Here is a 15,750-nt window from a genome sequence, read left to right as displayed (position 1 = left end):
TATTAATAGACTATTGTTATATATAAAACGGTCGTCAAAATAACAATGTGTTTTGACGACCTACTGGAAACTAATGACATTCTAACTTACTTAGACAAATATTTGAGAACGATTAGATATATTTAGATAATATTAGCGATCTAGAATGTATTACCGATCTGGAATTGGACTTTTTCAGTTTCGTCCCCTTCTTTATCACCAAAAGGTACGGCATAACTGAGTGAAATTGGACCAATTGGTGTATACCATGTCACGCCCGCACCTGCACTAAAGCGGAATTCGTTGTCTTGGGTCAATAGTGGTACACCTGTATCCTCACCAGTGCCAGGATTAACGAAGGTACGGTCTTCTTTGTCACTTGTATCAAATACCTGACCACCTTCAGCAAATAGTACTGGACGTACTTGGTCTGCCCAATCGCCTTTAAACGGCATCGGTAAAATCAATTCGGTACCAAAAGTAACTAACGCATTACCACCTACTTTTTCGTCCTTATAACGAACACTATCATTGATGGCATCATTATAGCTTTGCGACTTAGGACCCAATCTTGATGATTTATAACCACGAACCGAACCATAACCACCAGCATAGAAGTTTTCATAGAATGGCAAATCATTACCATAGCCAAGCTTGGTATAACCACGCGCGATCCAATCTTTATAAATCGGATAGTAGATATTGCCGCGATAAACCAGTTTCTGATAACTGGCATCACCAAGACCAATGGTCGCATCGACCGTATGGCTCATGCCTTTATTTGGAAATACAGGGCGATCTAAGGTGCTATAATCCCAGCCCAATAGTAAGTTGTAAGTCTGATAATCATTTTTAAAGCCAGTACGACCTTCGAAATCTCCAGTGAAGTCTTCAACAGTACCGCCATCATCGATGATTTCTTGTGCGTTTGATATGCCGAGGAAACGACCACCACGTACTGTCGTGTTGTCGACATTTAGACCAGCACTGACACGCTTGGTTTCATCAACAGGATAGCTGTAGTTCAGCGTGGCACCATAAGCGTCGGTGACATATTTACTAACGTTTCTGTCGTCGTATTTGGTTTCGCGATAATAAGCACTCACCCCTTGTGAGACGCCATTTTCTGTAAAGTATGGATCGGTATATCCTAAGCTATACGAATCACGTGTCTCTGAACGTGATAGTGCGGCTTTAACGCGGTTACCAGTGCCCATAAAGTTATTTTGGGTCAAATCCAACTGAAAAGTAACACCGCCGCTCTGCGAGTAACCTGCTGCAATCGTTGAACTACCAGAAGGTTGCTCTTCTACTGTATAGTTGACATCTACTTGATCTGGCTGATTGGGTACTGGTTTTACATCAACGTTAACTGCTTTGAAGAAACCGGTACGCATAAGGCGTGTACGTGAAAGCTGAATCTTTTCACTAGAGGCAAGAGACCCTTCCAATTGACGCATCTCACGGCGCAATACTTCATCTTGAGTTTTTAGATTGCCTGTGAAGTTGATACGGCGAACATAAATAGGACGTGCAGGATCGATATAATAATCCACGTCAACCATCTTGGTATCGTCATTAATGCGTGGTACGGGTCTAACTTGGGCTAAATAATATCCTTCGTTACCATAGCGTCTCTTGAGCGCGGCTGTTGTTTCATCCAGTTTGGCTTGTGAATATTTTTCATTAGGCGCAAAAGTAACCAGCTCTTTTAGTTCGTTGTTATCAAAAGTCGGCTTACCTAAGAAATTGACGTCACCAAACTGATATTGCTCACCTTCACTCAAACTGACTTCGATGAACACACTACGTTTATCTTCACTAATATTGAGTACCGCGTTATCTACTGCGAAACGCACATAACCATCGTTTTGATACAATGCTTTTAAGTTGTCTAAACTGGCGGCCAGTTTTTCTTGTGCATATCGATCAGATTTTGATAGCAAGCGTGTCCATGATGATTCTTTTACAGCAAAGACATCTTTGATTTCTTCATCACTAAAATGTTTGTTACCAATCACATTGATATCAACAACTTTAGCAGGCTTACCTTCGATGAAGCGCACATCAAGCTTGACGCGATTACCATCAAGTACCGTCTGATCTACTTCAATATTACTGTTGTAATAGCCTTGACTGATATACTGCTGTTGTAGCTCATTAGCAACGCCTTGCAGGGTCGATTGCTTCAGTACATTACCGACAGACAGCCCAGCATTCCCAAGGCCTTGCTCAAGCCCTTCTTTAGGAATGAGCTTATTACCTTCAAAATTCACTTCGGCAATGGTTGGACGTTCAATAACATCAAACCTTAGATTGCCACCTTCGACACGGCTTTGAATATCAGCAAAGTTTTCAGTCGCATACAGTGCCTTGATACTGGCAGCTAAGCTACTGTCATTTACCGTATCTCCTACCGTAATAGGTAGAACCGGATAGAGGCTATCAGGGGTTAGGCGTTGCAAGCCATTGAAACCGATGTCAGTCACTACAAATTCTGCAGCCTGTACCGGCATACTCATCATCGCTACAACTAACGGCAACCCAGCCGCGCTCATAAATAAAGGCGTACGCATAAACACTATCCGTCAATAAAAAACTTGCTAAAGTTAAGGTAAAAAGCATATGTTGTCCAGCCCATTTGCACAAAGTCGCAACTCCATGCATGGCTAACTCAGAACACTTTATATAAAAAGAATCACAAAATAAACTAAAAATTACGATTAGTACAGAGGCGATGACACAAAGTATCTTGCGTATAATAGCAACAATCAAAGCGTAAGAGCCATTAAACCATTAGTATATCGTGCTTTATTGATTATATTACTCATTAACCGATCAAAACAGCCGACTGATGTCATTACCAATTGCTAACACCATGAAACTTGCCAGTAAGAGTAAACCGATATTTAACCCCACCATTTGCACCCTTTCAGAGAGCGGCTTACCGCGAATCAGTTCGATGAAATGATAAACGATATGACCACCATCCAATACTGGAATCGGTAAAAGATTCAACACAGCAAGACTCAGGCTAATCAATGCAGCCGTCGATAATACCATCTGCCAACTGATATCAAAGCTTTGCTTGGCGACTTTGGCAATGGTAATCGGACCTGACAAGTTATCCAGACCAATCATACCTGAGAGCATTTTTCCCATCGAGCTTACCGTCATCACGGCGAGTTGCTCAGTCTTCTCGAACGACTTGACCAATGACTCGCCAGGGCCATAAACCACGGTGGTTTTGTAAGCATCAGGAATAACAATCTCAGTCTGATCAACCATGGCGCCAATTTGACCGTAATTATTACCCAAGTTGTCTTTTTTACCTTGCGGCATAATTTGCAATTGCACCGTTTTGTCATCACGCAATACGGTAAAATCAAGTAACACCTCGGGATTATCACGAATAATACGCGTGGCGCTAATCCAATCGTCAATGTTTTGATTATTGATGGCGGTAATACGATCGCCCACCTGTAGACCTTGACGGCTAGCCGCACCATCAGCCGCCAATTCACCGACAATCGGGGCAATCTGTGGCTGCCACGGTAACATACCAAAGCTGGTCAATGCATCTTTACCTTGTGCATCACCCTGCATAAATTGTGTGACTGGTGCTTGATAGGTTTTGATCGACTGATTGGGTTGAGCATCTGACTGTAGTGTAATACTCACATTGTCTGTCTCACCCATCCGTCCTGCAAGGCGATAATTGATACCTTCCCACGTCTGTACATCGTGCCCATCAATCGCAACAATCTTATCACCGACAGGTAACTGCGCCATCGCAGCTGGGGTATCTGGCAGCACTTGCCCAATTTTGGTAGCCAATTGCTCAGACGGCGTCATAAACAACACCCAAAAGAGCGCAATAGCAATGATGAAATTCATGATAGGCCCAGCGGCGACAATCGCAATCTTCTTGAGCGGATGCTGATAATTAAACGCAAGATGCTGTTCATCTTTTGCGACATTGCCTTCACGCTCATCAAGCATTTTGACATAGCCGCCCAGTGGCAATGCTGAGATACGATAATCGATGCCACTTTTTTTGCTGGTCCAACCAAATAGTTTAGGGCCAAAACCGATAGAGTATGTTAATACTTTGACGCCGCACATCCGTGCCACGATATAGTGCCCCCACTCATGTAAGGCAATGAGTGGACCTAAGACAAATATTGCCGCAAGAAGCGTTAATAAAAACGTCATGATCTTTTCTCAGTATTGTTGCTTAGCATCTTTTATCAACATCAACATCAACATCAACATCAACATCAACATCAACATCAACATCTTCACTGATATCGTTTATTAGTACCATTTTTTAACCAAGAGGCTATTTATGGCTAATGATTGCTACGATTATGCCAATTTTGCCACAAGCTTATCAGTAAGGTGACGCGCTATTTTGTCAATGGCCAATATATCTTCTATGTCAGCCGTTTCGTTTAATGGTGGCAACTGTATATCGTTTAAGGCACGCTCATTGATATCAGCAATGTCAGTTAAACGAATTTGTCCATCCAAAAACGCCGCCACTGCAATTTCATTGGCTGCATTTAGTACAATAGTCGCCTGCGTACCTGCTTGCATTGCTTGACGAGCAAGGCGTAGACAGGCAAATTTTTGCAGATCAGGCTCAATGAGCTCCAAACCACTAAGTGCATATAAATCTAATGGCTGTGAGCCACTATCAATACGGCTCGGGTAACTGAGCGCATGAGCAATCGGCGTTTTCATATCTGGGCTGCCTAATTGCGCCAAAAAACTGCCATCACTATATTCTACCATTGAGTGAATGATACTTTGTGGATGAATGACCACATTTATCTTATTTTCAGGCAGATCAAACAAATGACAAGCCTCGATCAACTCAAGCCCTTTATTCATCATTGTGGCTGAGTCGACAGATATCTTCTGGCCCATTGACCAGTTAGGGTGCTTGACTGCCTCTGCAACAGTTGCTTGCTGCATCTGTTCAAAAGACTGCTGCAAAAATGGGCCACCTGAAGCCGTCAACCACAGTTTGCGTACACCATGATTTGGCTGATGAATTTGGGTGTTGTCTTGCTGAATAGCGAGTGGTAAGCACTGGAAAATAGCATTGTGCTCAGAGTCGAGGGGTAACAACGTAGCATTATGTGTTTTGACCGCATTGATCATGACCTGCCCTGCCATCACCAGCGCTTCTTTATTGGCGAGCAAAATACGCTTACCTGCGCGTGCTGCGGCTAAGGTAGAAGGCAGTCCTGCTGCGCCTACGATGGCAGCAACAACCGTATCTGTTTGGGTATCGGTTGCAATATCTATCAGACCAGCCTCGCCCCCGACCACCTCAATATCAAGCCCTGCCACACTAAGCCGCGCAGCAAAATCATCCACTGCCGATAGAGGTACGCTCACACGTTTTGGTAAAAACTGCTGACAAAGTCCAAATAGCTTATCTAAACGGTGGTAGCCTGACAATGCGTAAACTTCATAATGTTGCGGTTGCGCCGCTAATATTGCTAACGTGCTATCGCCAATCGAGCCTGTCGCGCCTAGTACGGCAATGCGTTGCGTCATAACCATTAATGCCTATGATATTTAGTATTTAGAGAAGGAGAAAAGAATAAATGAGGGTTGAACAGTATAAAAGGCAATAAAGCTATATAGCAATAAATAAGACCGTTGTAAAAGACTAGCCAAAACGGTCACTTCGCTTACTTATCACATCATAAAATCAGCTAAGTGACTTTGTCTTATACCACAATCAAACCTAGCTGCTGTATCGCCCAAAAGCCAAGTGCAAATATCGGAGTTGCAGATAGCAATGAATCAATACGATCAAGTACACCACCATGCCCTGGTAAGATGGTACCAGAGTCTTTGACATCAGCACGGCGCTTGAGCATTGATTCAAAAAGATCACCAAGCACAGAAGCCAGAATCGTTAGCGCCGATAGTGCCACAAAGGCGACTAGCGATGCGCCCGTCAGTTGTAGCTTAAACACACTGATCGCAACGACTACCAGTAGACCTGTAATCAAACCACCGGCCAATCCTTCCATACTCTTATTTGGTGAGACATTGGGTGCCATTTTTCGGCGGCCAAGCTTACGACCAACAAAATAAGCACCGCTATCAGCACACCAGACCAATAAAAACACATAAAGTAGCCACCATGCTGATAGCTGCCAGAGGTAAAAAATCGCAGTAATGGAGGCTGTCAAAATAACCACACCCAACAACGCTAGATGTTTTCCGTACCATTTTGTCTGTGTTGGGAATGCACGTACCCAAGACAGTGCCATCAGCCATATGACAAGCGAGGCCGTCCACCAGAATAACCAAGTCACCTTCAACATAAGCGATACGACAGTTATCACTAAAACTAATAGCACAAAGACAATAGGTTGACGCCACTTCGGCATCAACTTCGCCCACTCATGAGCTGCGATAATGACGCCAACGGCTAAAAGCGGTGCGAACAAAATAGGGGTTTGGCTCGCAAACATTGCAATACCAACGATAATAACGAGAACTATTGCCGTTCTAATTCGTTGCCACATACTTATCGAGCCTTATAATAATGAAGAAGGTACAGTCAAAAAAATGCATTATAACAGTTGATAGACCTGTGCCCATTAATAGCATTGACCCTCATTAAAACGGTTTATCATCTCGTAAGCAAGCGGTATTAGCGACCTAGAGAATACTGTCTGAATTTTTATGGCTACTATTGCATCAGCGACTATGCTGCTCTATCCCTACCTGCTCGCTGGTTTTACCAAAACGGCGTTGACGCTGTGCAAACTCAGCCATCATCGAAGCCAGCTCTTCTGGAACAAAATCTGGCCATAAAGTTGGCGTGAAAAACAACTCTGCATAGGCCGCTTGCCATAATAAAAAATTCGATATTCGATAATCACCACCGGTACGAACCAGCATGTCTACTGCTGGAGCGTCTGCCAGTTGTACTTGCTCACCGAGCATTTCTGCACTAATATCTTCAGCTCTCAACTCACCTGCCTGCACTTGTTGTGCCAGCTGTTTTGCTGCATGAGCAATATCCCATTGTCCACCGTAGCTAATCGCAATGACTAATGTCATGGCATCAAAGCTTGCAGTTTCTGCTTCGGCATCCGCCATTAACGCTTGTAATTCTTCACTAAGCTGACTGCGATCACCGATAAAACGTAAGCGAATACAGTATTTTTTCATACGCGGCATTTGCTCATCAATGGTCGATGCCAACAACTGCATTAATAGTGCAACTTCACTAGGTGGTCGCTGCCAATTTTCGCTAGAGAAAGCAAAAACAGTCAGTACTTCAATACCGGTCTCGACACAATATTCTACGATAGGGTCTAAAGCAGTTTTACCAGCTATGTGACCTTGACCTTTACCCAGGTTATTGGCTTTGCCATATCTGTTATTACCATCCATGATAATCGCGATATGACGAGGAAGAATGTTAGGAGCCGTAACGGCTGAAGTGGACATAGGCAAACTTGCTTATTGTTAAGGTAAAATAATAATAACGTATGCAGTGGCGATTAAAAGCGCCATGTAAATAATTCACAAATTTATCATAATTTAGCGATCAAAATTTTTATAGCTTACAATATATTTGAGAAATATCAGTAAACTGCACTCACATTAATAAATCATATTATCCATGTCATAATAAACAGCCAATAACTACAAGGTATTGGCTGCTAAAATGTAGATAATACTCTGAACTAAGTTTTGCCATAAATGATGGATGGCAAAACTGCTCTTATTAAACTTCCATCAAATCGCTTTCTTTTTTGCTGAGGCGGCTATCGATGGTGTCGATGTACTTATCAGTGATTTTTTGAATGTCGTCATTAGCACGGCGCTCATCATCTTCTGATATTTCTTTCTCTTTTGCTAGATCTTTGATGTCATTCATCATATCACGGCGAATATTACGGATAGACACACGGCTGCTCTCTGCTTCTCCGCGAGCAAGTTTTTGCATATCGCGTCGGGTGTCTTCGGTCAACGCTGGCATGGGCACACGAATCACATCCGCTGTCATTGGGTTTAAGCCCAAATCTGCTTCGCGAATGGCTTTGTCTACTGCTTGTACCATCGTACGGTCAAACGGTTGAACCAATAACGTACGTGAGTCTTCAACGTTGACGCTGGCGACTTGGTTTAGGGGGGTTGGTGCACCGTAGTAGCTGACCATCACGCCTGACAACATACCTGGGTGTGCACGTCCAGTGCGAACTTTACTGAAAGTGTTTTCAAGCGCTTCCAACGTTTTTTGCATGCGTGCTTCGCCGTCTTGCTTAATCTCTTTAATCATTATGTGTCCTTATTTATCGCTATCGACAAATTTTTTATTTGCTATTGGGATATTTGTTATTAGCTACTTTTTGTTATTAGCCACTCTCTGAAGTGACCGATCAACGCTACATCAATTCAGGGAATTAATTAATGAAAAACGCGTGTGCCTTCGTTTTCACCCATGATGACATTTAGCAATGCATTAGGTTTGGTCATATCAAACACTTGTAGCGGTACGTTATGCTCGCGGCATAGCGCGATAGCCGTCAAATCCATCACGCCAAGTTTCTGCTCTAACACTTCATCAAAGGTCAGGCCGTCGTATTTTTTGGCATCAGTATGGAGGCTTGGGTCTTTGTCATAAACGCCATCAACCTTAGTCGCTTTCAAAATCAAGCCGGCTTCAATCTCGATACCACGCAAACAAGCAGCCGTATCAGTGGTGAAGAATGGGTTGCCTGTTCCAGCAACAAAGATACACACTTCACCATTTTTGAGATAGCGAATCGCATTACGACTGCTATAGCTTTCGGTGACCTCACCAATTGGCAATGCAGACATCAAACGCGTTTTGATATTACGACGCTCAAGCGCATCACGCATCGCCAGACCATTCATGACAGTGGCTAGCATACCCATCTGATCACCCGTCACACGGCCAACCAAACCTTCTTTTTGTAATTGTGCGCCGCGATATAAGTTACCACCGCCAACCACGATACCAACCTGAACACCTAGTCCACGCAAATGAGCGATAGACAGGCTCATTTTATCGAGCACTTCGGTATCAATACCCATGTCTTTGCTACCAGCCAAGGCTTCACCAGAGAGTTTTAGCAAGATACGGGCGTAACGCGGGTTTTTGTCAGACATGAGGTCACCTTATTATCATGAAATTATAAAGAAAATTATGGGTAAAACACAAATCAAGTTTGCCCGTAACGCTGCACTTAAGGACAAGCGTATTAAACAGGCTAAATTGCGCTAATTGTAGCAAAAACTGCCCGCCATTGGGCAATTTTCACTCGTATATCTTGTCGAACACTTAACCTTGATAACTGGCAAACAGGTCGTATTCACTGGCATCATCAATCGTCACGGTCAAGAACTGCCCAACTTTGACTTGAGCGGTAATATCATCAACATAGACATGCCCATCAATTTCAGGCGCATCAGCATAACTGCGGCAAATAGCGATATTCTCATCACTATCAATCTCATCAACCAATACCATTAAGGTTTTGCCGACTTTTTCTTGTAGTTTTTGCGCTGAGATCTCTTGTTGCAGCGCCATCAAACGCTCGTAGCGAGATTGCTTGACGTCTTCAGGCACATGGTTTGGCAAATCATTGGCGACAGCACCTTCTACTTCTGAATACGTAAATGCACCCACGCGGTCAAGTCGCGCTTCTACTAGCCAATCAAGCAAGCACTGAAAATCTTCTTCAGTCTCACCCGGGAAGCCAACCACAAAGGTTGAACGAATCACGATATCAGGGCAGATATCACGCCATGCTTTGATACGAGCCAAGGTGTTTTCGCTGTGTGCAGGACGTTTCATTGCTTTTAGAATACGATGACTGGCATGCTGAAACGGAATATCGAGATAAGGCAGCAGTTTCTTTTCGCCCATTAGCTCAACGACTTTGTCTACATGTGGGTATGGATAAACATAATGCAGACGCACCCAAATGCCTAGATCATTCAAGGCTTGGCATAAATCATAAAACTTAGACTTGAACGGCATGCCATTCCAAAAGCTGGTCTTATATTTGAGGTCCAGCCCATACGCTGAGGTGTCTTGCGAGATGATAAGCAACTCTTTCACGCCCGCTTTTTTGAGCGCCATGGCTTCGTTCATGACATTATCGATCGGGCGCGACACGAGATCACCGCGCAAACTTGGGATAATACAGAACGTACAGCGGTGGTTACAGCCTTCTGAGATTTTTAGATACGCATAATGACTGGGCGTCAGTTTGACCCCCGCTTCATTGATCAAGTCTATTTTTGGGTCGTAATTGGCATCCAAGCTGCGATTTGGCTTTGGCACGTGCTGTGCAACGGCTGTAATCACCTCACCATAGGCATGCGCGCCTGTCACTGCGAGTACAGCGGGATGCATTTCACGGATTTTGTCCGCCTCTTTGCCCAGACAGCCTGTGACAATCACTTTACCGTTTTGACTAATGGCCTCGCCAATCGCATCAAGCGACTCTTGCACCGCTGACTCAATAAAGCCGCAGGTGTTGACCACGACCAAGTCCGCACCGTCATAGTCGCTTGCAACTTGATAGCCATCACGGCTCAGCTCAGTGATGATACGCTCACTATCCACCAAGGCCTTGGGGCAACCTAGTGACACAAACCCAATTTTTGGCGCTGCGCTCACTGGCATCGTGGCAGTTGCATTAGCCGTCGAGGCTGAAGTAGCGTGGCTGCTTTGAGTAATGCTGCGGTTTTGATTGTGGTTGGCTTTATGATGATAAGGCTGGTCAGTATGTGTTTGACTGACATCTGTCTGACTCTGCTCTTGCAGTATTGATGGCTTTGCAGGATTAAAGATAGTGGCAGTGTCTTTTACGGCTGACGTAGGGGCTGTCGTTGTCGTGTTCACTGACTCGGTAGAAGTTTTGGACATGGCTGACCTTGCTAGAGATAAATTGGCTGAGCGCATTGTACGTTTTTTTTGCAAAAATCACCAGTTTTGCCTCTCTATAGTCTTGATTTATGGTTAAATATTGATTCAAACATCCTATTTTTCTGGGCAATATCCATGACTGCTGATTTTATCACCACCAAAACCACCCCTGATTTAGCATTCGTATCACAGCATCTATTCACCGCTATTTTGTGGGTCAATGATCAGTTATCGATAACCCGTTTAAATGCTCAAGCGGAGCAATTACTGGCTATTAGTAGTGGGAGGTTAATTAACCAGTCTATCTTGACGCTATTGGCACCCGATGAATTAAAACTAAAAGAAAATGCTTCTATCGACAATGTCAGTGATGATAGTGAAAACAAACCTCTGGATGAACCCCTCTATTCTTTGACAGAGCGGTTCAATCAAGCACAAAACTACCAACAGCCTTTCATTGACCATGATCACGTCATCCAGACGCCTTTGAATGGCAACCTACTACTTTCGGTCGATTATAGCGTGACGCCTGTTATCTACGAGCAGCAGTCGTATTTTATTATCGAGATGTGGGGCAAAGACCGCCAAAGTCGCATCTCAGAGGAGCAGCGCCAGCAGCAGCAATATGCGGTTGCTCGTCACATGCTACGGTCGGTCGCGCATGAAATCAAAAACCCACTTGCGGGCATTCGGGGTGCAGCGCAGTTATTACAGCGACAGTTTATTAAATTCAGTGATGCGAATACGACGACGGCTAACAGTCACTCTAACGCGCTCAGTATCTCACAGGACACTAGCGCTGGCACAAACGATGATTTGCAAAAAATGAATCAAAAGCTGCGTAACTATACCGATATTATCATCTCAGAAACTGACCGTTTGACACATCTGATTGCTCAACTGCTTGGCTCAAATCAGCTGCCAAACTGGCAAACGCTGAATGTCCATGAACCACTAGAGCATGTTTTGACCTTGGTAGTCAGTCAATACCCACAAGTGACGATACAGAGGGATTATGATTTGTCATTGCCTGAGTTGTGTGCTGACAAAGACCAATTGATTCAGGTATTTTTAAATATTATGAATAATGCATGTGAATCTATGACTGAGTTTGAGCAAACGCTACAGCAGAACAAGCTCTCTGCGTCTAAGGAGTTACCATTAACCGATGTGCAGACCGATAGAGAGACTGCTTATCAGCCAACCTTGCACATTCAAACGCGCGTTGCCTTTCAGCATACGATTGTTGGGCAGCAGCACAAGCAAGTGCTGCAAATCACTATCACTGACAATGGTTCGGGCATTGATCCGGCACTTATCGGACAAATATTTTTTCCGATGGTGACCAGCCGTGCAGCAGGTACTGGCCTTGGCTTATCTATCGTACAAGATATTATCAGCCATCATCATGGTATGATTGATGTGAGCTCTACAGAGGAGGCGAACGGCAAGCAAACACGCTTTACACTATATCTGCCTTTTACCCAGCCCGTCACTGAATCATAGAACACATGGCGGCATAAAACTGCTAAATTGTAAGACATCCAATCCCAAACCGACAATAACAATTGCTCATTAGGCCCGATACATGACCCAATACAGTGACAACCAAAACCCTAAAAGCGATGCACACTCTCCAATAGTCACCGTCAATAATGCACCCAGCGATCAGCCTGCAACGCTCTGGTTAATCGACGATGATGCAGCGCTGCGTATGGTATTGGCCGATACGTTTGAAGATGCTGGATTGACCGTTATCAGTTTTACCCAAGCGCAGGCAGCATGGACTCGGCTCAATGATGCGCTAAAACAGCAAGAATCAGCCACACAGCTGCCAGACGTAATATTGACTGATATTCGTATGCCAATGATGGATGGATTGTCATTTAGTGACTGGGTACACCAGCACTTTCCGGACATGCCGATTGTCATTATGACAGCGCACTCAGACCTCACCTCTGCGATTAATAGCTATCAGACCGGTGCGTTTGAATACTTGCCAAAGCCCTTTGACCTAGATGATGCTGTTGCCACTATCTATAAAGCGATCAACTACCAGCCAAATATGGCGATAGCTCATTATTCGAACGAATCTGATACCCATATCGCGACTGACGCGCGCGCTGACAGTGAGATAACACCTGAAGCACCTACCAGTACACACTCTAAACACAGCAAAAATAAAGCTGAGGTGACAACTGCCTCTAAAGCTAATAGCAATCCGAGCGGTATCATCGGTCAGTCACAAGCCATGCAAGCCGTGTTTCGTGCCATTGGTAGATTGGCGCAGTCCCCCATCTCAGTCTTGATCACCGGAGAGTCAGGAACAGGTAAAGAGTTGGTTGCCAGTGCCTTGCACCAGCACTCACCGCGCAAACAGCAACCATTTATCGCCCTTAATATGGCAGCCATACCACATGATTTGATTGAGTCTGAATTATTTGGTCACGAAAAAGGCGCGTTCACTGGTGCAACGACAACTCGTCAAGGACGTTTTGAGCAGGCTAATGGCGGTACGTTATTTTTGGACGAAATTGGCGACATGCCCTTTAGTACCCAAACACGTCTGTTACGCGTACTGGCCAATGGCGAGTTTTACCGCGTTGGTGGACAGCAGCCGATCCAAGTAGATGTCCGTATCATCGCCGCCACTCACCAGAACTTAGAAGAATTAGTCAAACAAAATCGTTTCCGTGAAGATTTGTTTTATCGTCTCAATGTCATTCGTCTACCGCTGCCACCACTGCGTAAACGCCCCGAAGACATTCCTGCATTAGCGACCTACTTTATGCAGTCGGCAGCTGAGCAAATGAACACAACACCGAAACATTTGCATCCTGCGGCCTTACAGATGATGCAGACCTTTGACTGGCGCGGCAATGTGCGTCAACTTGAGAATGTCTGCCTATGGCTGACAGTGATGGCCACGGGCGACACCGTGATGGCGACAGATTTGCCACCAGAGCTATTAGAAAACACGCCTCTAGACTCAGAGCTAGACCAAGAACACGACTCGTCACCACAAGCAAATACAGAAAACCCTCAACTGCAAAATAAAGATGACTTAAATAATTACAGCCAAAATAATCAAGTCACTCAAGCTCCTGCCAGCCTTAGTTGGCAAAAAGCGCTCGCTATCTGGGCTGAACAATCTCTCAATACTGGCGAAACTGATATTCTACAAACGGCCACGCCTGAGTTTGAGCGGGTCTTGCTAACAGCAGCACTCAACCATAGTGGTGGCAAAAAGATAGAGGCAGCAAGTTTACTTGGTTGGGGTCGCAATACCCTGACCCGTAAATTACAGCAGTTAGACATCTCTGCACCCAGAGTGCCATCCAAAGAGTAAATAAAGGCTTAAAACGCAATATTAAAAAGCCATTAATATCAATTATTTATAAAAATACGTGAAAATAAATGCAAAATAACTAAAAATAATCGCAAATAGGGGTTGACCAAAAATTCAAACTCTATATAATAGCCAACCACTGAGACGCACTACCGAATCAGTTAACTGTCTAGATAGCGTTTGAACTTAATCGCTTTTGATGATAGAGTAACGAAAATGGGGCTGTGGCGGAATTGGTAGACGCACCAGATTTAGGTTCTGGCGCCGCAAGGTGTGAGAGTTCGAGTCTCTCCAGCCCCACCATTTTCGGATAGTACATCTTAGACCAAATATTAAAGCCTGCTTTTTAGCAGGTTTTTTTGTGTCTGTCATTCAGCATTTCCAGTTATAACCTTTATAAATTTGCTATCACCTCATCCATACTCTGATACCTTTTCTCTATTCGCTTTGCCAATGCTTTATCAACAATACTTTGATAGCGAACATACTCTAGCGGTAATTTTGGAATAGACTGCTGGCAGTGCTGAATGGCCCAATCTGTCATGGACTGATTACTTTGAGGGTCTATATTAAATGGTCGCTTCCCTACCAATATCTCAACCATCATGATACCGAAGGCATAGATGTCACTTTGTATCGTTGCTCTTTGTTCTTGCCAGCGTTCAGGTGCCAAATATGCTGGTGTTCCGCCAGAAAAATTTATTGCGTTTGGTCGATCATTTCTTTGGGCTAATGCAAAATCTGTCAATAGTAAGTCAGGCACTATACAATCACTATCGGCGTGACTTGTTAGATTATCACTGAGCAAAATATTACTGGGTTTAATATCATTATGAAGCCAGCCAGCGTTGTGTAGGTTGCAGACTAAATGAGCAGACTCTTTGATCAAATCATGTTTTTGCTTGTCTGTTAATGACACATGGTGATTCAACAGCTTAGCTAAGCTGCCGCTTTCATAATAAGGCATGACCAATACCATTAACTGCTGGCTCTGTTCTAATGTGTCGACCTCTACATTGTGATAGGCCAATAGAGGTGGCGTAATAGAGCTAACTTGGGTTTTCTGCGAAGTATATAACGCTTGCAACACGCTTATTTCATGAGTTAAATCTGAGACACTTTGAAGTCTAATTGAAGTGGCACATAGCTCCCATTTAATTATCACGCTACCATACTCTACATGGCGTGCACGCGTTATACCTTGATAGCAGCTTTGCTTGCTGCGTTGTTTGGTAATTTGCGTTTTACTCTCTTGGGTTTGCTCTGTGCTTCCCTCTCTGTATTGTTGACTGATACGCTGATGCACTATTTGGGTATATTGTAACTCTGACAATGCTTGGGTAATGACTGGCAATAGTTGTCCAGATTGCGCTTGCAAGGCTTGTGTAATAGGCAAATTACTGGCACTATTTTTCACAGTGTTATCTCTCATCATATTATAGAGTCGCAATCGCGCACTATCGTTTTACCCAAC

The 15,750-nt window shown here is 44.1% G+C and carries 11 protein-coding genes and 1 tRNA gene; 3 read left to right on the top strand and 9 right to left on the bottom strand.

Annotation, left to right across the window (positions count from 1 at the left end):
• Positions 1-140: 140 nt before the first annotated feature.
• The 8 genes from bamA to rimO form a co-directional block, all read right to left on the bottom strand.
• Complete coding sequence (gene bamA, locus AOT82_RS12900) at positions 141-2,555, bottom strand: outer membrane protein assembly factor BamA (protein WP_071003460.1); 2,415 nt, start codon at positions 2,553-2,555, stop codon at positions 141-143.
• 262 nt (positions 2,556-2,817) lie between these two features.
• Positions 2,818-4,194: an RIP metalloprotease RseP gene (gene rseP / locus AOT82_RS12895; RefSeq protein ID WP_071003458.1), complete on the bottom strand. Its 1,377-nt coding sequence runs from the start codon at positions 4,192-4,194 to the stop codon at positions 2,818-2,820.
• Between the two features lie 153 nt (positions 4,195-4,347).
• A complete protein-coding gene (gene ispC / locus AOT82_RS12890; protein ID WP_071003456.1) occupies positions 4,348-5,556 on the bottom strand; it encodes a 1-deoxy-D-xylulose-5-phosphate reductoisomerase in 1,209 nt (402 codons plus the stop codon).
• Positions 5,557-5,726: 170 nt separating this feature from the next.
• Positions 5,727-6,536 (bottom strand): phosphatidate cytidylyltransferase, encoded by an 810-nt coding sequence (locus AOT82_RS12885; protein ID WP_071003455.1) that lies wholly within the window; start codon positions 6,534-6,536, stop codon positions 5,727-5,729.
• Positions 6,537-6,711: 175 nt separating this feature from the next.
• Positions 6,712-7,470, bottom strand: a complete 759-nt coding sequence (uppS, locus tag AOT82_RS12880; protein WP_071003453.1) for a polyprenyl diphosphate synthase — start codon at positions 7,468-7,470, stop codon at positions 6,712-6,714.
• A gap of 280 nt (positions 7,471-7,750) precedes the next feature.
• A complete protein-coding gene (frr, locus tag AOT82_RS12875; RefSeq protein ID WP_071003452.1) occupies positions 7,751-8,305 on the bottom strand; it encodes a ribosome recycling factor in 555 nt (184 codons plus the stop codon).
• Positions 8,306-8,433: 128 nt separating this feature from the next.
• Positions 8,434-9,159 (bottom strand): UMP kinase, encoded by a 726-nt coding sequence (pyrH, locus tag AOT82_RS12870; protein ID WP_071003450.1) that lies wholly within the window; start codon positions 9,157-9,159, stop codon positions 8,434-8,436.
• Positions 9,160-9,331: 172 nt separating this feature from the next.
• Positions 9,332-10,927, bottom strand: a complete 1,596-nt coding sequence (gene rimO, locus AOT82_RS12865; protein WP_071003448.1) for a 30S ribosomal protein S12 methylthiotransferase RimO — start codon at positions 10,925-10,927, stop codon at positions 9,332-9,334.
• Between the two features lie 135 nt (positions 10,928-11,062).
• On the opposite strand from rimO, the gene AOT82_RS12860 reads away from it, so the two are divergent.
• The 3 genes from AOT82_RS12860 (at position 11,063) to AOT82_RS12850 (ending at position 14,579) form a co-directional block, all read left to right on the top strand.
• Complete coding sequence (locus AOT82_RS12860) at positions 11,063-12,433, top strand: two-component system sensor histidine kinase NtrB (RefSeq protein WP_071003446.1); 1,371 nt, start codon at positions 11,063-11,065, stop codon at positions 12,431-12,433.
• 82 nt (positions 12,434-12,515) lie between these two features.
• Entirely contained in the window at positions 12,516-14,276 is a 1,761-nt protein-coding gene (locus tag AOT82_RS12855) for a sigma 54-interacting transcriptional regulator (protein ID WP_071003444.1), read from the top strand.
• 218 nt (positions 14,277-14,494) lie between these two features.
• Positions 14,495-14,579: transfer RNA gene (locus tag AOT82_RS12850), tRNA-Leu, on the top strand.
• A gap of 91 nt (positions 14,580-14,670) precedes the next feature.
• On the opposite strand, the gene AOT82_RS12845 is transcribed toward AOT82_RS12850, so the two are convergent.
• Positions 14,671-15,693 carry a serine/threonine-protein kinase gene (locus tag AOT82_RS12845; protein WP_227517158.1) on the bottom strand — a complete coding sequence of 341 codons (1,023 nt, stop codon included), beginning with the start codon at positions 15,691-15,693 and terminating at the stop codon, positions 14,671-14,673.
• Positions 15,694-15,750: the final 57 nt, after the last annotated feature.

The organism is Psychrobacter sp. AntiMn-1, assembly GCF_001854065.1.
Lineage (GTDB): Bacteria > Pseudomonadota > Gammaproteobacteria > Pseudomonadales > Moraxellaceae > Psychrobacter > Psychrobacter pacificensis.
This window is presented reverse-complemented; position numbering and strand designations above follow the sequence as displayed.